The sequence below is a fragment of the Bacillus cereus group sp. N14 genome, from assembly GCF_016483555.1.
GTDB lineage: Bacteria > Bacillota > Bacilli > Bacillales > Bacillaceae_G > Bacillus_A > Bacillus_A wiedmannii.
Map to the genome: position 1 here is coordinate 212,337 of NZ_JAEHBQ010000007.1, position 18,543 is coordinate 230,879.

Sequence of the window (18,543 nt, forward strand, 5' to 3'; positions counted from 1 at the left end):
TCATCGCGATACCTCTTTTCACTCTTTTATCACAACTTCAAACTCTTCTTCCGTTAACACTTTTCGATAATTCGTTTTCTTTTCTCTCTCTTCACCAGAAGTTAGAACAGGCGTCAGAACAATTTTCGTTACACGATCTTCTAGTTTTTCAAATCGCCAATAACTATTTTTCGATAGTGTAAGGCCTGAATGTGGTATTAACTCTTTTCCATCTTGATCTTTCGCGATAAATTTCACCTCTAATTTTGTTCCATTCAACATCTTATAGTTCAACTTCGCAGATATAGGAGAAACTTTTAAATCTTCCACTTCTATTTTTTGACCATTTTCTAATTTAAAATGCTTATGGATTGGGATTGTTTTCGTTTCAGCTTTTATTTTGTCTCCAGACGCTTTGAAGGAAAAGCCCCATTCTCCTTTCCATGTTGAATTGCCCTCTTTTAAAGAAATATCCCTATATACAACTTGTACATCACATTCTCCACGAATTTCTAGAGGATTCATTTCATCATCTTTTAAATCTATATTTGAAAAAAATGTATACGTGTACTCATTTATTTTCTTGTCTCCACCACTACCACTGCCATTTAACTGTTTTCCATTTATATAAATATCAGGACTAGGATAAGAACCCTCTAAATTGATTCGACTAGACTTAAACGTACTATTAACAATAATCTGCCCTTCATCTATCATCACTTCATCTAACCGTACTTCTACACCGTTATCATAAACTGTTTGTCCTATTGTCGTTTTATATTCTTTTAAAGGTTCGCCTCTACTGTTTACGTAGTCTTCCATTTTACTTCCGATTAACGGTATATCTGCAATCATTCTTCTCATATCTACAGTCATCATTATGATAAATAATGCCGCAGCAGATGTTATAATCGCTACATTCCGTTTCGTATGAGCTTTGTTCTTGTTTATTTTTTTACGAACTCGCTTTTTTATTTTCTGTTTCTCTATATGAGTTAAGTTAATCTCTTCATATTCATTCTCATCCATTTTTATATCATTTAACATTTCATATGGGTCTTTCATTACCTTCACCTCTTCTCTTATTTATTTCATCCGGTTATGTAAAAATAATGCCCTTAACTTCTTTCGACCTCTTGATAGACGATTGTATATAAAAGAAGTTTTCACTCCCATTTTCTCCGCAATATCTTCTACACTATCTTCTTCCACGTAATGCTTCATAAAGATTTCTTTATCGTTCTTCTTTAAATGATTTAATATATGTTCCATATCATTACTAATTTCTCTTTTAGTCGTATCGGTATGTACCGCTATTTCATCTATGTGATCTATCCCATTTTCATTTACTGCCTTCGCATATTTTCTCGCATAATCGATAGATTTATATTTTGTAATAGCCGCAATCCAATTTTTTAAAGTATTTTTCTCTTCATCATACTTTTCAATATGATTCCAAATCGCCAATAACACATCATCCATACATTCCTCTTGCACATCTTCGAACGAAGCTAAATGCTTCTGAATAATACTTTTTATAAGTCCGCCGTACTGGTCGATAATAAAATATAATGCTTTTTCGTTCCTTTTCCTTAGCTGATTCACAACGTTCTCTTCTGTAATTTTCACGAGCCCCCTCCTCTCTAACTTACTCTACATCTATTAATTCGTATCGGTACTACTCATTTCTATCAATTTATACATATTCATTAATAATATCCAAAATAAACCTTATGCAGTAAAATATAACTCATTAACTACAGGGAGATTATATATGCACGTTTTGAGCTTACTTTGGATTTTCTATGTACCACTTCTTACTCTATGTGGGCTTTTTGGCGGTATTTTTTTAATTATTGCAGGAATTAAACATCGCAAATTGCTCATTTGTTTAACAGGGATACTCAGCCTATCCTTTACCTTGCTACCTTATGTTTTTTGGAGCATGGGGATTAATGGTGATACAATCCTTCCTATTCCAACTTCTCTATACTGGATCCTTTTTTCTTTAACTGGATTATTAGCGGGATTCATTGGGTTAAAAGCAAAAATTAAAAGTATACGCAATATGGGATTCATTATTTTTATTGCAGGAATATTAGGGGTTATTTTTTGGGGACTCATGTCTGCAGGGGATTCATTCTATATTTAGTTGAATTCCTTTTATAAAAAGCACAAAAAAAGCAGGGAAATTAATTCCCTGCTTTTCTATTTGATTTATTGCCTGACGGTAAGAAGAACGATAACACCCAAGCAATCCCTGCGAGTATCGTTGCAATTAAGAAGGCATCGTTAATACCGTTAATTGCAGATAGCTTTGAAATTTGTCCAAATAATAGTTGCGTGCTCATCGCATCTCCTGCTTGCGCTGATCCAGCAATAGCTGCTAAACTTTGCCCCATGCCGTGTACTTTATCAACTAAAATTGGGTTTGACGTTGTTAACATGTTGCCGTAATCTGCTACGTGAGCAGTCGTTTGTTGCGTCATAAGTGTAATTAATATCGCTGTTCCAATTGAACCAGCTACTTGTCTTGACGTATTTTGCGTTGCTGTACCGTGAGAAATTAATTTCATCGGCAGTGCGTTCATACCTGCTGTCATAATTGGCATCATAATGAATGACATACCAATCGAACGTATAATATAATCCGTCATAATAACGCTATACGGTGTATCCATCGATAACGTTGTGAATTCATATGTCGCAAACGTTGTAATGGCTAAACCGACAATTGCTAACGGACGAATACCATACTTATCAAATAGTTTACCTGCAATAGGTCCCATGATCCCCATAATTAATGATCCTGGCAGTAGTAATAAACCTGATTCTATCGGTGTGAAACCACGAATGTTTTGCAGATATACCGGAAGTAATAACATACCTCCGAATAATGCCATCGTAACAATTGCATTAATTACTAAAGTAAAAGTAAATACTGGGTATTTAAACACTTGTAAATCAAGCATTTTATTGTCCGTTGTTAGCTCTCTCCAAATAAATACCGCAATACCTACTACACCAATGATAAGTGAAATAACAACCTCTGCACTAGTCCAACTATTATTTCCTGCTTCACTAAATCCGTACAATAAGCTACCTAGTCCAATACTTGAACTAACAACACCGAATACATCTAACTTCGTTTTAGATACTGGCTGAGCTAGTGTAAAGAATTTTAAAGATAGGAATGTAATAATTAAACCGATGATAAACATCGCATAGAACATTAAGTTCCAGCTATAGTTTTCAATCACCCAGCCCGTTACAGTTGGTCCGATAGCTGGTGCTAAAATCATTGCTACACCTAGTAATCCCATCGCTGCTCCGCGCTTATGAGGCGGGAATAATGTCATGAAAATATTCATACCAACCGGCATTAAAATACCTGCACCCACCGCCTGAATAACGCGGCCCGTCATCATCATTGTAAAGTTTCCTGAAATAGCACAAATGATAGATCCTACCGTGAAGAATAACATTGCCGCTACGAATAATTTACGATACGTAAATCGTGAAACTAAAAAGGCACTAATCGGTACTAAAATACCATTTACAAGCATGAAGCCTGTAATTAACCATTGTGCTGTTGAAGTTGATACGTTAAATTCGTTCATTAACGGAGGCAATGCAACGTTAATAATTGTTTGGTTTAAAATAGAAACGAACATGCCGAGAATTAATACAGCTACAACTGCTTTTACGTTCACATTTTCTACAGGCGTAGACATTTGTTTTTTCCGCACTTCTTTTTCTTGTTTTACTTCTTCTTGCTTTCCTGTTTCTAACTCAACTACATTAGAAATTTCTGCTTCTTGCTTTCGTTCAATTTCTTTCTCTTCTGTTTCTACCTTACTTACTTCTATTTTATTTACGGCTGGGACTTGTTCTTCTCCCACGTTCGTTTTTTTCTTTCGTAAAAGACGATTTACAAGGAAGAAGACGATTATACAAAATAGTGCATATCCTGCAATTGCAATTGAGGACATCTCATCTCCCCCTTACTTATGAATACGAACTGACACATTCATTCCAGGAACAATATTTACTGATTTACTATGATCTAAAGAAATTTTAACTGGTACTACTTGTGTTACTTTCGTATAGTTCGCTGTTGCGTTGCTTGATGGTAACATAGAGAATGTATTCGCTGTTGTTAATCCAACTTGCTCTACTTTTCCTGATAACGTTGTATCTGGGTATGCATCTACATACACATCTACATCTTGACCTTTTTGTACATCGTCAACATCTGTTTCTTCAATGTTTGCTGTTACCCATAAGTTGTTCATATCAAATGCATAAGCAATTGGGCTACCTGCTCCAACGAAAGCATTTGTCGTTGCATTTGATTGTACAATTGTTGCATTTTGTGGAATTGTTACATCTACTGTTTGTTCTCCATTTGCTGCCGCTACAGTAACAGCACCTAATTTATCATTTTCATTGTAATTCTTTCCTACTTCAGCTTTCCAGTCAGTTAATTTACCTGCTACTGGTGATGCAATCGGAATTACCTTTCCATCAATTTTTGCATTTTCTGTTTTTAAATAATTTTCCGCTTGATTGTAATAGTAATAACCGCCAATACCGCCGCCAACTAGTACAATTAATGTGATAATGTTGATAATCACCATTCTTCGAAACTGATTCATTGCATTCCTCTCCTTATATCGCATATAATTTTTTTCTAAACTATTTACGTCCTTATTGTTTAGATTGTTTAATTGTTAATTATATTAACTTTTAAACAAAAAAATCACACCATCTGCGGTGTAAATTGAAATTTATCTACCTGCGAGCGGTGCTGATTTCTGAAGGACTATCGTTTATAATTATAAATAATTATTTTGAATCTACAACCAACAATTTACGCATGAAATGTCGCTTAAACAACAATATAATACCTATATGTTGTTTAAGTATAGAAAATTAAACGAAGGGAAGTAAAAATGTCTATTAAAAATACAAATGATCCACGTGTAAAGCGGACGAGACAACTCATACAGGATGCTTTTGTCGCTTTAGTAGGCGAAAAAGGATTTGATGATGTAACTGTTCAACATATTGCAGAACGTGCTCCTGTAAATCGCGCTACGTTTTATAGCCATTACCATGATAAATATGACCTATTAGACAAAAGCATTGAAGAAATGTTAGAGAAGTTAACAGAAGTTATTAAGCCGAAAAATAGAAATAAAGAAGAGTTTCAACTTACATTTGATTCACCACATCCGACATTTTTGGCTTTGTTCGAACATATCGCAGAAAATGTGAACTTCTATAACGTTATGCTTGGTGATAAAGCCGCTGGAAACTACTCTTATAAAATGATGAAAACAATACAAACACATTTAACATTAAGCTTGTCTATTTCACAGCCAGATGATAAAGATCTTATGGTTCCTCGTGATATTTTAATTAGTTATGTGACAGGAGCTCATATCGGGATGATTATGTCATGGTTAAAAAGAGGGATGATTTATACCCCGCATTTTATGGCCATGCAATTAACTCGTTTAATTATTTTAGGAGCTCATACTGCTGCAGGATTAGAACGACCTTTTTAAAACATAAAAAAGCGAAGGAAAATCTCCTTCGCTTTTTCTATTAATTAAATGTAATGTTATGTACAGCCTCTTTATCAAGACGTTTAATAACTTCTACAATTAACTTCACTGCATTTTCATAGTCATCACGGTGTAACATTGCCGCATGAGAATGAATGTAGCGCGTTGCAATCGTAATTGCCATAGACGGAATACCATTTACAGCAATATGAATGGCACCTGCATCCGTTCCTCCGCCCGCTACTGAATCATATTGATACGGAATTTCTAATTCGTCAGCAACATCAACTACAAAGTCACGTAAACCAGTATGACCAATAACAGACGCATCATATAAAATAATCTGTGGTCCATCGCCCATTTTACTTTGCGCTTCTTTTGCCGTTACACCTGGCGTATCTCCAGCGATGCCAACATCTACTGCGAACGCGATATCTGGTTTAATATAATTCGCAGATGTTTTCGCGCCACGAAGGCCAACTTCTTCTTGTACAGTCCCTACGCCGTATACAACGTTTGGATGCTTTTCATCTTTTAACTGCTTTAATACGTCAATTGCAATTGCACAACCAATTCGGTTATCCCATGCTTTTGCAAGTAACATTTTTTCATTTTTCATCACTTGGAATTCAAAGTAAGGTACAACTTGATCTCCTGGTCGTACGCCCCACTCCATTGCCTCTTCTTGGCTAGAAGCACCAATATCGATGAACATGTCTTTAATTTCAACTGGCTTTTTACGCGCTTCTGGAGGTAAGATGTGCGGTGGTTTTGAACCAATTACACCTGTTACATCTCCTTTACGCGTTACAATTGTCACGCGCTGCGCAAGCATAACTTGTGACCACCAGCCACCAACCGTTTGGAAACGAAGGAAACCTTTGTCATCAATTTGCGTGATCATAAAGCCGACTTCATCTAAATGACCTGCAACCATAATTTTCGGGCCGTTTTCTTCCCCTACTTTTTTCGCAACTAAGCTTCCTAAATTATCAGTAGAAAGTTCGTCCGCAAACGGCTCAATATATTTCTTCATTACTTCGCGTGGTTCACGCTCGTTACCCGCAATACCACGTGCATCTGTTAATTCTTTTAGCATTGTCAATGTCGCGTCTAATTTTGTCATTGCCAACACCCTCCTTTTTCTTCAGTCACTTCATTATACAAAAGGAAATTGAAATATTCAAAAATTAAATCAGTATCCTTGTGTTTGACGCTGATGATTTACTTCATTTTTATCTAAATATGCCTTTTCAATCTCTTCTTGCTCAAACTCTAGCGCTTGTCCAAGTCGAAGATAGCTTGTAAATAATTCAATATAGTTCGTAATAGATGGTTGATCTGTAAAACGAATTACTTTGGCATATGTGTCTAAGAAAATTTCTACTTGTGTTTTATTCGTTTGTGCACATTTATAGAATAGGAAGTTTTTATCAATACCTAAATCAATTCCGATTGATAAAATAAAATGCAAGCCATCTACGTATTCTTCTAATATTACTTCACGTTCTGATGCTGGTTTGTTGCTCCAATATTTAAAACAACGTGTTTCATTTGCAAGTTCTCCAATTTCTACAAGAAGAGCTAACATTTTTTCTTTTAACAACTTTTTCGGTTGTAAATCATGCTCTTTCACAATACGGTCATCTAATTCTTTTTGTAATTTAAATAGTTGTAGTAAGTCCATTCTATTGTCCTCCTCCAACATCGCATTTTACGCAACAATGTTGTTTCATCTCAAAGTTCATTATTATTTTTCGTTTCTTATTAATAAGTCAGCCATTTATCTCTTTACAAAATAGCTTGTCCTTAATTTACAAATACGTTTCAATCATCACTATTAGATTGTTCACTCCGATTGGTGATAGTTAATCATTATCCGGGGATTGTCCACTGATAAAAAATTTATTTTATCTGATGAAAGTTCCATATCATCTTTCCATTATAGCAGTGTCGTTTCAGGTAGGAAAGATACTCTTCTTTCCAAAGGGGGATAATTGAAAAAAGCCAGGAGAATTCTCCTGGCTTCATATATATATTCTTCTATATCACTATAGCTTTTATATTGATTTTGTCATATCGATAACGACATACTTCTCTTTGCATACAAATAAAAAAACCTTAGAAGAAAAATCTTCTAAGGTTTCAACTAATTAATTAGTTAATGTTGTTTTTTGCAACTGTTGCTAATTCAGCGAAAGCTTTTTCGTCATGAACAGCTAAGTCAGCAAGCATCTTGCGGTTAACTTCGATGCCAGCATTTTTAAGACCGTGCATTAAGCGGCTGTAAGAAAGACCATTCATACGAGCTGCTGCGTTGATACGTGTAATCCATAATTTACGGAAGTCACGTTTCTTTTGACGACGGTCACGGAATGCATACATTAGAGATTTCATAACCTGTTGGTTAGCAACCTTGAATAATGTACTCTTAGAACCGTAGTAACCTTTTGCTAATTTTATAACTTTTTTACGACGTTGACGAGTAACTGTACCACCTTTTACTCTTGGCATAATATTACCTCCTAATTGTTCTATATATCAGCCGAACTTATTTTAAGTTGTCAAGCATTTGACGAATGCGTTTGAAGTCACCAGCGCTTACTACACCAGCTTTACGTAGTTTACGTTTAGCTTTTGTAGATTTGTTAGCGAATAAATGGCTTGTGTAAGCGTGAGAACGTTTCAGTTTACCTGATCCAGTCTTTTTGAAACGCTTTGCAGAGCCGCGATGAGTTTTTTGTTTAGGCATAGGTATTTCCTCCTCTATCTATTACTTATCGTTTTTCGGTGCTAAAACTAAGAACATACTACGTCCTTCCATTTTAGGCTTAGATTCAATTGTACTAACTTCAGCACAAGCTTCTGAGAAGCGATCTAAAACACGTTGACCGATTTCTTTATGAGTAATGGCACGTCCTTTAAAGCGAATTGACGCTTTAACCTTGTCGCCTTTCTCTAAAAACTTGATAGCATTACGAAGTTTTGTGTTAAAGTCGTGTTCATCAATTGTTGGACTTAAACGAACTTCTTTCATGCTAATTACTTTTTGATTTTTGCGCTGTTCTTTTTCTTTCTTCTGTTGCTCAAAGCGGAATTTACCGTAGTCCATAATGCGGCATACTGGCGGTTTCGCATTTGGAGCAACTAATACTAAATCAAGATTAAGATTTGCAGCTAAGTCTAAAGCGTCATTACGAGACTTGATTCCAAGTTGATCGCCATTTGCACCAACTAAACGTACTTCACGTGCACGAATTTGCTCGTTAATCATCATATCCTTGCTAATAGTAAGCCACCTCCAAGGTTTTTTCAGAACATCTTTTGTAGTCATAGAACCCGACAAAAAAAGTGCGGGCATACGACACCCACACTTGTAAATTCTTAAGTAAGAAATACATTTACCTGTAAACTGCGAATGCGTCCATCAGGTGAGAAGCGGGTGCTTCTACTTGTTCCACAAAACAATATTCTATTATCCTTGATGAGTTTATCATAGGACATGACGTCTGTCAAGAAGACGCGATGTGTTTTACTAACAACAAGAAATATTGTAACAAACAACTAACATACTTGCAATACTTTTTTATGATAAGTATTGTTTGGTTATTTTTTCTAGTTTTTCTTTTTTCTAATACATAAGAAAGCCGCGGTATACCGCGGCTCTGTCTTATCGTTTTCCTTCTACTTTAATCATATCAACAAAAGCATCTAATGCAATTGTTTCTGATTTTTGTTCACCATATTTACGTACGTTTACGCCGTTTTCAGTTACTTCATTGTCACCTACTACAAGCATGTACGGAATTTTTTGCATTTGTGCTTCACGGATTTTGTAACCAATTTTCTCTTCACGAGTATCTAATTCAACACGGATACCAGCACGACGTAATTCATCTTGTACTTTCTTCGCATAGTCTAAATGTACTTGCGGAGAAACTGGAATTACTTGCGCTTGAACTGGAGCTAACCAAGTTGGGAATGCACCTTTGTATTCTTCAATTAAGAAGGCTACGAAACGTTCCATAGTTGATACAACACCACGGTGAATTACAACTGGACGATGTTGTTTACCGTCTTCACCAACGTAAGATAATTCAAAGCGTTCTGGAAGTAAGAAGTCTAATTGTACAGTTGAAAGTGTTTCGTCTTTTCCAAGAGCAGTACGAACTTGAACGTCAAGTTTTGGACCGTAGAATGCCGCTTCACCTTCAGCTTCATAGTAATCAAGACCCATTTCATCCATAGCTTCTTTTAACATACCTTGTGCTTTTTCCCACATCTCATCATCAGCATAGTACTTTTTAGTATCAGCTGGGTCACGATAAGATAGACGGAATGAATAGTTCTCTAAACCGAAATCTTTGTACACTTCTAGAGTTAAGTTTACAACACGTTTTAACTCTTCTTTAATTTGATCTGGGCGAACGAAAATGTGCGCATCGTTTAAAGTCATTCCGCGTACACGTTGTAATCCAGATAATGCTCCAGACATTTCATAGCGGTGCATTGTTCCAAGTTCCGCAATACGGATTGGTAATTCACGGTAGCTGTGAATATCATTTTTATAAACCATCATGTGGTGAGGGCAGTTCATCGGACGAAGAACTAACTCTTCATTATCCATTTCCATTGATGGGAACATACCATCACGGTAGTGATTCCAGTGACCAGAAGTTTCATAAAGCTCTCTGCTTCCTAGTACTGGAGTGTATACGTGATCATAGCCTAAGCTTGCTTCTTTATCAACGATGTAACGCTCGATAATGCGGCGGATAGTTGCACCTTTTGGTAACCAAAGTGGTAAACCTTGTCCTACTTTTTGGCTATTAGTAAATAGTTTTAATTCTTTACCTAATTTACGGTGATCACGCTCTTTCGCTTCTTCAAGCATACGTAAGTGCTCATCTAATTCTGCTTTCTTAACGAATGCAGTACCGTAAATACGTTGTAGCATTTTATTATTGCTATCGCCGCGCCAGTAAGCACCTGCAACGCTTAATAATTTAAATACTTTAATTTTCCCTGTAGATGGAAGGTGAACACCACGGCAAAGGTCGAAGAATTCGCCTTGCTCATAGATTGAAATAACTGCATCTTCTGGAAGATCGTTAATTAAATCTAATTTTAACTCATCGCCGATTTCTTCAAAGCGACGAAGTGCTTCTGCACGTGGCACTTCATGACGAACGATTTCTAAGTTCTCGTTCACAATTTTTTGCATTTCTTTTTCGATTTTCTTGAAGTCTTCAACTGTAATTGCTTCTTCCATATCAATATCATAGTAGAAGCCATTTTCAATTACTGGACCAATGCCAAGCTCAAGCTTAGCATCTTTATATAAACGTTTTAACGCTTGTGCTAATAGGTGGGCTGTTGAATGGCGTAAAATGTATAAGCCATCTTCAGAATCTAATGTAATAATAGAAACTGCACCATCTTCTTCGATTGGTGTAACAAGATCGATCATCTCATCGTTTAATTTTCCAGCCACAGCTTTTTTCTTTAAGCCTGGGCTAATAGAAGCTGCGATTTCTTCAGTTGTTACGCCTTTTGGAAACTCCTTCACAGCTCCATCAGGGAAAGTAATTTTAACTACATCTGCCATCACTGGTCACTCCTCTTTTTTTCAAAATAAAAAACACTCATCCCGTAAAAAGGGACGAGTGTTGAATTCGTGGTTCCACCCTTGTTCCAATTAACATTATTGTTAATTGCTCAAGTTCAACATAACGGTGTTGTCCGTTAGCAATTACTAGAAAAAACCGTTCACTGCTAAAGTTTAGAGGTGGTAAGTAATAATCCCGTATTAGGAAGCTCACACCCTAAGGCTTCCCTCTCTGAAAATCGTAGAAAACTACTCATGTCCTCATCATGACATTTCAATATATTTCATTTATGTAGGTAATTATATGCTCAAAAACTTAGAAAATCAAGGGCGTTACCTTTATTTTTTAAATTTTTCACATTGCGCTCAAACTCATGTAATCCATGTAATTGAACCCGTTCTTGAAATACATTTCGCAAAGTAATAATCATATTATGGTCTTGTTCTTTCGTATATAAATAAATTTTTTTCGGCGAAATAGAAAGAAGTGGTGCAATTACTTTCGTATCAATATATACATCCTTTTGCTTCAATAATTCCTCATCTATATATTGGACCAATTTCTCCTGTTTTAAACGTCTACCTTTATCATCATAGAAAATAAAGCTTTCATCAAAAACAAGATGCACACAGGACAAACGTGATTTTCGGCTACGCACTTGTTGCCTTAGCGTCTCAATAAACATTTGATATTCTTGTTCCAACTTATACTCATCAATCGACACTTCAGCAAGCTTAGCTACCATTTCCCTATATGTACGAAGGCGAAAACGAACATATGATGAAAACGAGAACGAAAGCGGATCACAAAGCCAGTTATTTAAAGAGGATTTAATATACGATTCAAATGTGTGACGTGTTAATTCTCGAGCAATCTCTTTTCTTCTTCCCTTTAAAATCTCTTGTGCCATATGCAATATTTGATGACACTCTTCCTCTTCTTCATAAAAAAACTTCTCTTTTAAGATTGTATAAATCCACTCATTTTGCTTTACATTCACAATGAAATATACCATTACCGGCAATAAAATCTTTTCAATATAATTCGATTCACATACTGGTATATGAATCACCACTTTTTGTTCCTGTAAATACACACTCGTTTCCTTATATAACAGTTCCGCTCTTTTCAATAGTTGTCTATATACATGCATAGCATCATTTTTTTCTTCGAAGCAAATTTCAATCACTTTTGTCCCCCCTTTTATCCCTGCTCTAAAGGATTGTATCTATACGTTACAAATCCTATAAGAGTCCGTCCCGTGGAAGTTCACTCTTAGTAGAATTACATTTCCTATCGTTAGAAAATCCACTCAATATGGCTTGCTAATTTTATATATATTAAGGGAGGGAGAAAAAAATGATACAAGCTACAATGAATTTTCTATAAGAAGTTTTTCGTTTTACAATTCACCTATTCTAAAAAGTGTTCAAAACGAAAAAAGAGCAAGCTTTTCAGCTTACTCTTTACTTATGACGTCGGTTTTTCCCGCCAATCGGAATTGGCTTCGCTAAATATTTAATTCGTTCCATAATACGTGCTGCTTTCATTTGTTCTGCTTCACCACGTTGTGTATACGTTAAATGATGTTCCAATTCCTTGAAATCAAAGTTAGACGTAAAGAACGTCGGTAAGTTTTCTAACATACGGAATTGCAAAATTGCGCCAAGTACATCGTCACGCACAAAGCTTGACATCGCTTCTGCTCCGATATCATCTAGCATTAAAACTTGTACGCGTTTCACCGCATCAATCTTTTCCCCAATCGAATTATCTTGAATCGAACTTTTAATTTCACGTAGAAATTCAGGGAAGTATACGAGCATCGAACTTATTTTCTTTTGAGCAAGCTCATTCGCCATTGCTCCTAACAAATACGTTTTCCCTACACCAAATTTACCGTACAAATATAAACCTTGTACTTTTTTACCAGGTTCATATGCACTTAAAAATTCATTGGCAGCACCAATTGCATCAATACGCGCATCTAAATCTGAAGGATCTAAGTTTTCCATCGTTGCCTGTAAAATGTCAGTTGGCATATATACACTTTGAACGAGTTTTTCATATTTCTTTCTCTCGTCATATGCTACTTTTCTAACGCAACGATCGTATTGAATATCAATCATCTTCCCTTGGATAACGAGCTTTGGCTCATATCCTTGCAGCATGTTTTTACACGAACCTAAATCCGGACAATCTACGCAACCTACACTTTGTCCAATATATTCGTATAACTTCACAAGGCTGCGCTCAATCATAGAAGTTGTTACTTCACCTTGATGTTCGTCTATAAATTCTTTCACACGCGGATGTGCCATTACTTCCGCCTTTAATACTTCATATCTATTTTTAAAATTTTTATTTTCCATTAACTTTGCAAATGAATTTTGAATATGCTCCATTTTCTCACCTCAAAGAGCGTTCATTCTCTTCTATTAATCACGCTTATATTTTTTTAACACTTCTTCTAGTCGTTTTCGTTCATCATCTAACGTACTTGCATCTTTTTTCTTACTTACATCTTTCTTCACTGTTTCTTTCTCTTGTTCTTTCGGCTCTTCTTTCAGCCAATCTGGTACCATTTCTTTTCTTATCGTTTTCTTCGACGTACGGCCTTTTTTCTTCGTCTCAGCCCATTCTTGATATTGACGATTTTCTTCTTTCGCTAACGCCATTGCTTCAGCTACTGTACCGACCTTTTTACGTGCCCAATGCCCAGCAATTTTCTCCACATACGTTTTCGCAAGCTTCATATCTGAGCGTAGCATAACGTAATAAATAAGTACATTCACAACACCTGGCGTTAATTTTTGATTGATCATTACATCTTCAACGATCTGCAAGTCAGCCTTTGTCGCCTCTGCACCACCAGAGATTTCTTTTAATAGTTGTTTTGGTGAGATTTCCTCTAACTGTTTTATTAACATCTCTTCTTGCGTAGAAGGCTCTTTCCCTTCCATCATACGTGCAGCGTGAGGTTGTACTCTTTCACTTAATACAGGTAACGCTTGACCATTTTCGAACTGATACCAATCACGTGCTCCTTTTCTAAGCCTTTCAATATCAATTGTCTGCATCTCTGTCACCGTACCAAGAACGATATTTTGCATCGATAACACATCTACATCGTACACGTAAGCAAGTGTAATGACACATTCTCGCACTTGATCTGTAATCGCCTTTTTAGGGACAAGAGCGGACAAGCCATCTACAAATAAGGAGAAATCAAAGAAATCATTCCAAACTTTTGGAGAGTCTCCCTTCTCGTTACTTGGCATAGCTGTCGTTTTTGGAATACGAAGATCTTCTTGCGCATGCTCAAGCTGTCCTGGATTAAACGAACCAAACACATCATTGAAAGAACGCGTAACATTTTCATAAGAAGCAAAATCAAATTCTTCTTCTAAGAAATATTGCTTTACTTGATTATATTTTGTCCGACTCAATCGATTGTATAAAAAGATGCTTAACACAATATCATCAAAAAACTGCTTCGGAGATAAAGGTGGTTGCAATTCGTATATAAACATTCGAATATCTTTTTCTTTCTTAATATATACCTTCAAAAGCCCAATTGCTTCTAACTTTACTCGTTCTTCATATATTTCGGGAAGCTGCATTTGCATGGTCACCATAAGGGAATGATGTGTATTCTCTTTTCCAAACACACGATCTTGCTCTAACTCTCCCCATAGTGTCATGTACAAGCTAAAAGCTCTACTACCTATTAACGGCTGATACAACATCGTTAACACTTTTCGGTCGTAATTATGCAGTAACCCTTTCGCACTTACTTTATAACGATCAATTGGCAATAGCTCCATCCATGACTGTTTTTCCATTCTTGCTTTTCCTTTCTCTCATCCAATCTATCCTCTACTTCATTCGTTCTATCTTCATTATATAATTGCTTAGCGAAAAAGAGCTATTAGCTTTCGCTTCTAGCTCTCTTATCTCATTACTTACGGTATGTAAAGAGAATAAAATACAACTTCTACTCTCTTTCTTTTTGCAGTATATCTTTTAATTCTTCAATAAATACATTTAAATCTTTAAATTGGCGATATACAGAAGCAAAACGCACGTAAGCAACATCATCAATATCACGCAGTTCTTCCATAACAATTTCACCAATCATATCACTTTTCACTTCTGATATACCTAAATTACGAAGTTCACGTTCCACACTTTGAGTTACTTCTTCTAATTGTCTTAAAGATACTGGTCTTTTTTCGCACGCTTTAATTAAGCCGCGCAAAATCTTTTCTTTATTAAACTCTTCTCGTGTGCCTTCTTTTTTTACAACGATAAGAGGTGACTCTTCTACTCTTTCAAATGTCGTAAAGCGACTTAAACAACTTTCACACTCTCTCCTTCTTCGAATAGAGCGCCCCTCGTCTACCGGACGCGAATCTAACACTCTTGTACCATTATGCGAACAGGATGGACAACGCAATATATTCACTCCTTTACACTATACTCTTTATTTTTTCTCTACTTACTTCATCTGACAATATATATACAATATTATATAACTCATTCTAACTCTCTTACCACTTTAAGTTTAAACACATTATTTTATCATCTCGTTTTCAAAAATAAGATGGTAGATGGGGTGCTAACTTATTCGTAAGAGCTCAATTTATCTCACTAACGAGTACGTTATATTTTCCCTTTTTTATAAACTAAAAAAGAGGTGCATTATACACCTCTTTACATTTTAAATCAATTATGTTCTTTTTTAAAGAGCTTTTGTTTCTCTCTGCTTAATTTCGAAGCTACCAGTGCCTCGAGGAAGCTCGATGCTCTCACGCGTTTTCGCGTTTAAACCTTCTGCAATATATTCTGCAGCAACATTTGGATCAATACGATCCCCACAAGTATAAACATCAATACTTGCGTAACCGTGCTCCGGAAAGCTATGAATTGTTAAATGTGATTCCGAGATAATTACTACTCCACTTACACCTTGTGGTGCAAATTTATGGAAAGCAACCTCACGCACTTCAGCACCAGCTCTCAGTGCTGCATCCACAAATAATTGTTCAATATACGGCATGTCATTAAGCTTGTCGAAATCGCAATCCCAAAGTTCAGCGATTACGTGACGACCCATCGTATCCATAGTATCCATTCTACAGTTCCCCCTTGTAAATTTATTCTAACTGTTCGAATTGAAAACTAATTTGCAATTTGGCTTGCTCCACTACCACGGGGGAAAGTTAGTCCAGAGAGGTCCTAACCCTTTAAGTAGTGACTACGTACCTCAGCTCTTAAGTTTACGAGTGTTAGTATACTTTGTTTATTTTCATTTTGCAACAACAGTTTTTTCGATTTTCTGTCATATTTTCCTCTTTACTTTTCCCTAAAAAAAATAAACGATTCACAAATACAGTAATCACAACGTTTCGTGGTATGTCCACTTTCAAAAATATACTTATATAATTTTTTTCCTTTTCAGAAAAAAATAAAAAAAGAGGGCAAATATTCACTTGCCCTCTCCCTTATTCACTTAAATATGTTGCACATTTTTTTGTTTCGCTAATTCGTCAACAACTAACGTTACAAGATCTACAACACGACGAGAGTAACCCCACTCGTTATCATACCAAGCAAGTACTTTCACTTTACGATCACCCATTACCATTGTAGATAAACCATCAATAATAGCTGAGTGTGTATTTGTATTAAAGTCAATAGATACTAAAGGCTCTTCGCTGAATTCTACAATGCCTTTTAACGCACCGTTTGCAACAGTTTTGAATGCTTCATTAATAGCTTCAACTGTCACATCACGCTTTACATCTACTACTAAGTCAACAAGAGACACGTTTGGTGTTGGTACACGAAGTGCCATACCATGAAGTTTTCCGTTTAAGTGCGGAAGAACTTTTGCAAGCGCTTTCGCGGCACCTGTCGTTGTCGGAATGATTGATTGTCCGCAAGCACGTGCTCTTCTTAAATCTTTATGTGGGTTATCAATATTTTTTTGGTCATTTGTATAAGCGTGAACAGTTGTCATTAAACCGTTTTCAATTCCAAACTGCTCATCTAACACCTTAACAACAGGCGCTAAACAGTTTGTTGTGCAAGATGCATTTGAAATAACAGTATGTTTTGTAATATCTAATTGGTCTTCGTTCACACCAACTACAATTGTTACATCTTCATTTTTACCAGGCGCTGTTAAAATAACTTTTTTCGCTCCAGCTTCAACATGTAGAATTGCTTTTTCTTTTGAATTAAATTTACCAGTTGCTTCAATTACAACTTCAACACCTAGATCTGTCCAAGGCAATTCCTTTGGATCGCGGTTGTTTAAAAGGCGAATCATTTTCCCATCAACTAATAAGTGATCTTCAAATGCTTCTACTGTTCCGTCAAACTTGCCGTGAACTGTATCATATTTAATTAAATGTGCTAACGTTTCAGATGGATAGCTTGCATTGATTGCTACAATTTCGAATGCGCTTTCTTTTATTGCCTGACGAAATACCATTCTCCCAATACGTCCAAATCCATTAATTGCCACACGAGTCATAATATGTTATCCCCCTTGAATGCGTTATACTATTTATCTCCAATCCCAATAATAGTATAACACAAAAAGGGGATATGTCACTAAGCATTTTCATTAATTTCACAATTTTTTAGTCAATAATGTTCCAATTCTTTAAAATTACCTGTAATTGTGTTTTCGTTCCCATAATTGTGCCATCATTATTTATCACTTCATCTGCATTCTTCACTTTTTCTTCTAACGGCATTTGAGATTGAATGCGAGCTCTTGCTTCTTCTTCTGAAAAATTATTTCGTTTCATTAAACGTTCTAATTGTATTTTCGGTGTAACTGCTACAACTAAAACACGATCAACGAGACTTGTTAATTTACTCTCAAACAAAAGAGGGATATCTAACACAACCGCTTGCGCCCCTTCTTTTATGTACATTTCCTTTTGCGTATTCATTTCCTCACGCACTGCAGGATGAACAATTTTATTTAACTGCAATCGTTTTTCTTCATTATAGAAAACGACACTTCCTAATTTCGGCCGATCCAGTTCTCCATCTTCTTGTAATACTTCCGTTCCAAACACTTCTACAATTTTGTTATATGCTGGTTTTCCTCGCTCTACAACTTCTCTTGCAATAATATCTGCATCAATAACTGGTATACTCAGTTCACGAAACATTTGAGACACTGTACTTTTTCCGCTTGCAATGCCTCCCGTTAATCCAATTACTACTGTCATCATAATCCGTTGCCATAAACTTATAAAAATCTATAAATTTTGTTTATTCCCCTGTTCTACGTGTCCGATTTCACAGAAGCTACTTTCGTTTGATGTAACACTCCGAGGGCGTAAATTCGGATACAA

19 protein-coding genes and 2 other annotated features are annotated in these 18,543 nt (G+C 36.0%); of the genes, 2 read left to right on the forward strand and 17 right to left on the reverse strand.

From position 1 onward, the window contains the following. Positions 1-18: 18 nt before the first annotated feature. Together JDS82_RS13300 and JDS82_RS13305 are read right to left on the reverse strand one after the other, a co-directional pair. Entirely contained in the window at positions 19-1,044 is a 1,026-nt protein-coding gene (locus JDS82_RS13300) for a DUF4179 domain-containing protein (RefSeq protein ID WP_000654752.1), read from the reverse strand. A gap of 21 nt (positions 1,045-1,065) precedes the next feature. After that, on the reverse strand, positions 1,066-1,608 hold the full coding sequence (locus tag JDS82_RS13305; protein ID WP_064470235.1) for a sigma-70 family RNA polymerase sigma factor: 543 nt from the start codon (positions 1,606-1,608) through the stop codon (positions 1,066-1,068). Positions 1,609-1,753: 145 nt separating this feature from the next. Here JDS82_RS13305 and JDS82_RS13310 point away from each other — a divergent pair, with 145 nt between their 5' ends. Next, positions 1,754-2,131, forward strand: coding sequence for a hypothetical protein (locus tag JDS82_RS13310; protein WP_000558271.1), 378 nt, complete (start codon positions 1,754-1,756; stop codon positions 2,129-2,131). Between the two features lie 40 nt (positions 2,132-2,171). Here the strand turns inward: JDS82_RS13310 and JDS82_RS13315 are convergent, their stop codons facing one another. Both JDS82_RS13315 and JDS82_RS13320 read right to left on the reverse strand, forming a co-directional pair. After that, positions 2,172-3,971, reverse strand: coding sequence for a DHA2 family efflux MFS transporter permease subunit (locus tag JDS82_RS13315; protein WP_000094768.1), 1,800 nt, complete (start codon positions 3,969-3,971; stop codon positions 2,172-2,174). A gap of 12 nt (positions 3,972-3,983) precedes the next feature. Next, positions 3,984-4,637 carry an HlyD family secretion protein gene (locus JDS82_RS13320; RefSeq protein ID WP_001071411.1) on the reverse strand — a complete coding sequence of 218 codons (654 nt, stop codon included), beginning with the start codon at positions 4,635-4,637 and terminating at the stop codon, positions 3,984-3,986. Between the two features lie 297 nt (positions 4,638-4,934). On the opposite strand from JDS82_RS13320, the gene JDS82_RS13325 reads away from it, so the two are divergent. Then, positions 4,935-5,552 carry a TetR/AcrR family transcriptional regulator gene (locus JDS82_RS13325; RefSeq protein ID WP_000023655.1) on the forward strand — a complete coding sequence of 206 codons (618 nt, stop codon included), beginning with the start codon at positions 4,935-4,937 and terminating at the stop codon, positions 5,550-5,552. A 40-nt stretch (positions 5,553-5,592) separates the two neighbouring features. On the opposite strand, the gene JDS82_RS13330 is transcribed toward JDS82_RS13325, so the two are convergent. The 13 genes from JDS82_RS13330 to coaE form a co-directional block, all read right to left on the reverse strand. Further along, positions 5,593-6,678, reverse strand: a complete 1,086-nt coding sequence (locus tag JDS82_RS13330) for a M42 family metallopeptidase (RefSeq protein WP_000163550.1) — start codon at positions 6,676-6,678, stop codon at positions 5,593-5,595. A gap of 69 nt (positions 6,679-6,747) precedes the next feature. Continuing rightward, complete coding sequence (locus JDS82_RS13335) at positions 6,748-7,239, reverse strand: dUTP diphosphatase (protein WP_000365057.1); 492 nt, start codon at positions 7,237-7,239, stop codon at positions 6,748-6,750. Positions 7,240-7,709: 470 nt separating this feature from the next. After that, positions 7,710-8,066: a 50S ribosomal protein L20 gene (gene rplT, locus JDS82_RS13340; RefSeq protein WP_001138364.1), complete on the reverse strand. Its 357-nt coding sequence runs from the start codon at positions 8,064-8,066 to the stop codon at positions 7,710-7,712. Positions 8,067-8,103: 37 nt separating this feature from the next. Further along, a complete protein-coding gene (gene rpmI / locus JDS82_RS13345) occupies positions 8,104-8,304 on the reverse strand; it encodes a 50S ribosomal protein L35 (RefSeq protein WP_001125946.1) in 201 nt (66 codons plus the stop codon). Positions 8,305-8,325: 21 nt separating this feature from the next. After that, positions 8,326-8,829 (reverse strand): translation initiation factor IF-3, encoded by a 504-nt coding sequence (gene infC, locus JDS82_RS13350; protein WP_000973214.1) that lies wholly within the window; start codon positions 8,827-8,829, stop codon positions 8,326-8,328. A 62-nt stretch (positions 8,830-8,891) separates the two neighbouring features. Continuing rightward, positions 8,892-9,012: a sequence feature (ribosomal protein L20 leader region), on the reverse strand. A 210-nt stretch (positions 9,013-9,222) separates the two neighbouring features. Further along, on the reverse strand, positions 9,223-11,160 hold the full coding sequence (gene thrS, locus JDS82_RS13355) for a threonine--tRNA ligase (RefSeq protein WP_000786074.1): 1,938 nt from the start codon (positions 11,158-11,160) through the stop codon (positions 9,223-9,225). A 47-nt stretch (positions 11,161-11,207) separates the two neighbouring features. Beyond that, positions 11,208-11,437, reverse strand: a binding site (T-box leader). Positions 11,438-11,468: 31 nt separating this feature from the next. Then, the gene (gene ytxC / locus JDS82_RS13360) at positions 11,469-12,350 is read right to left on the reverse strand and encodes a putative sporulation protein YtxC (protein ID WP_000569617.1); all 882 of its coding nucleotides are present in this window, start codon (positions 12,348-12,350) and stop codon (positions 11,469-11,471) included. Positions 12,351-12,627: 277 nt separating this feature from the next. Next, positions 12,628-13,566 (reverse strand): primosomal protein DnaI, encoded by a 939-nt coding sequence (gene dnaI, locus JDS82_RS13365; RefSeq protein ID WP_000400115.1) that lies wholly within the window; start codon positions 13,564-13,566, stop codon positions 12,628-12,630. 33 nt (positions 13,567-13,599) lie between these two features. Further along, on the reverse strand, positions 13,600-15,006 hold the full coding sequence (locus JDS82_RS13370; protein ID WP_064474615.1) for a replication initiation and membrane attachment family protein: 1,407 nt from the start codon (positions 15,004-15,006) through the stop codon (positions 13,600-13,602). 152 nt (positions 15,007-15,158) lie between these two features. Next, positions 15,159-15,620: a transcriptional regulator NrdR gene (nrdR, locus tag JDS82_RS13375; protein WP_001203687.1), complete on the reverse strand. Its 462-nt coding sequence runs from the start codon at positions 15,618-15,620 to the stop codon at positions 15,159-15,161. 285 nt (positions 15,621-15,905) lie between these two features. Next, positions 15,906-16,289, reverse strand: a complete 384-nt coding sequence (gene speD, locus JDS82_RS13380) for an adenosylmethionine decarboxylase (protein WP_002003660.1) — start codon at positions 16,287-16,289, stop codon at positions 15,906-15,908. A 387-nt stretch (positions 16,290-16,676) separates the two neighbouring features. Further along, positions 16,677-17,705: a glyceraldehyde-3-phosphate dehydrogenase gene (locus JDS82_RS13385; RefSeq protein ID WP_000198978.1), complete on the reverse strand. Its 1,029-nt coding sequence runs from the start codon at positions 17,703-17,705 to the stop codon at positions 16,677-16,679. A gap of 109 nt (positions 17,706-17,814) precedes the next feature. Beyond that, a complete protein-coding gene (gene coaE, locus JDS82_RS13390; protein WP_075313676.1) occupies positions 17,815-18,417 on the reverse strand; it encodes a dephospho-CoA kinase in 603 nt (200 codons plus the stop codon). Positions 18,418-18,543: the final 126 nt, after the last annotated feature.

Excerpts from the sequence above, each read along its gene's own strand:
- JDS82_RS13300 (WP_000654752.1), bottom strand. The coding sequence starts at position 1,044 with ATGAAAGACCCATATGAAATGTTAAATGATATAAAAATGGATGAGAAT.
- JDS82_RS13310 (WP_000558271.1), top strand. The coding sequence starts at position 1,754 with ATGCACGTTTTGAGCTTACTTTGGATTTTCTATGTACCACTTCTTACT.
- JDS82_RS13315 (WP_000094768.1), bottom strand. The coding sequence starts at position 3,971 with ATGTCCTCAATTGCAATTGCAGGATATGCACTATTTTGTATAATCGTC.
- JDS82_RS13320 (WP_001071411.1), bottom strand. The coding sequence starts at position 4,637 with ATGAATCAGTTTCGAAGAATGGTGATTATCAACATTATCACATTAATT.
- JDS82_RS13325 (WP_000023655.1), top strand. The coding sequence starts at position 4,935 with ATGTCTATTAAAAATACAAATGATCCACGTGTAAAGCGGACGAGACAA.
- JDS82_RS13330 (WP_000163550.1), bottom strand. The coding sequence starts at position 6,678 with ATGACAAAATTAGACGCGACATTGACAATGCTAAAAGAATTAACAGAT.
- JDS82_RS13335 (WP_000365057.1), bottom strand. The coding sequence starts at position 7,239 with ATGGACTTACTACAACTATTTAAATTACAAAAAGAATTAGATGACCGT.
- rplT (WP_001138364.1), bottom strand. The coding sequence starts at position 8,066 with ATGCCAAGAGTAAAAGGTGGTACAGTTACTCGTCAACGTCGTAAAAAA.
- rpmI (WP_001125946.1), bottom strand. The coding sequence starts at position 8,304 with ATGCCTAAACAAAAAACTCATCGCGGCTCTGCAAAGCGTTTCAAAAAG.
- infC (WP_000973214.1), bottom strand. The coding sequence starts at position 8,829 with ATGATGATTAACGAGCAAATTCGTGCACGTGAAGTACGTTTAGTTGGT.
- thrS (WP_000786074.1), bottom strand. The coding sequence starts at position 11,160 with ATGGCAGATGTAGTTAAAATTACTTTCCCTGATGGAGCTGTGAAGGAG.
- dnaI (WP_000400115.1), bottom strand. The coding sequence starts at position 13,566 with ATGGAGCATATTCAAAATTCATTTGCAAAGTTAATGGAAAATAAAAAT.
- JDS82_RS13370 (WP_064474615.1), bottom strand. The coding sequence starts at position 15,006 with ATGGAAAAACAGTCATGGATGGAGCTATTGCCAATTGATCGTTATAAA.
- speD (WP_002003660.1), bottom strand. The coding sequence starts at position 16,289 with ATGGATACGATGGGTCGTCACGTAATCGCTGAACTTTGGGATTGCGAT.
- JDS82_RS13385 (WP_000198978.1), bottom strand. The coding sequence starts at position 17,705 with ATGACTCGTGTGGCAATTAATGGATTTGGACGTATTGGGAGAATGGTA.
- coaE (WP_075313676.1), bottom strand. The coding sequence starts at position 18,417 with ATGACAGTAGTAATTGGATTAACGGGAGGCATTGCAAGCGGAAAAAGT.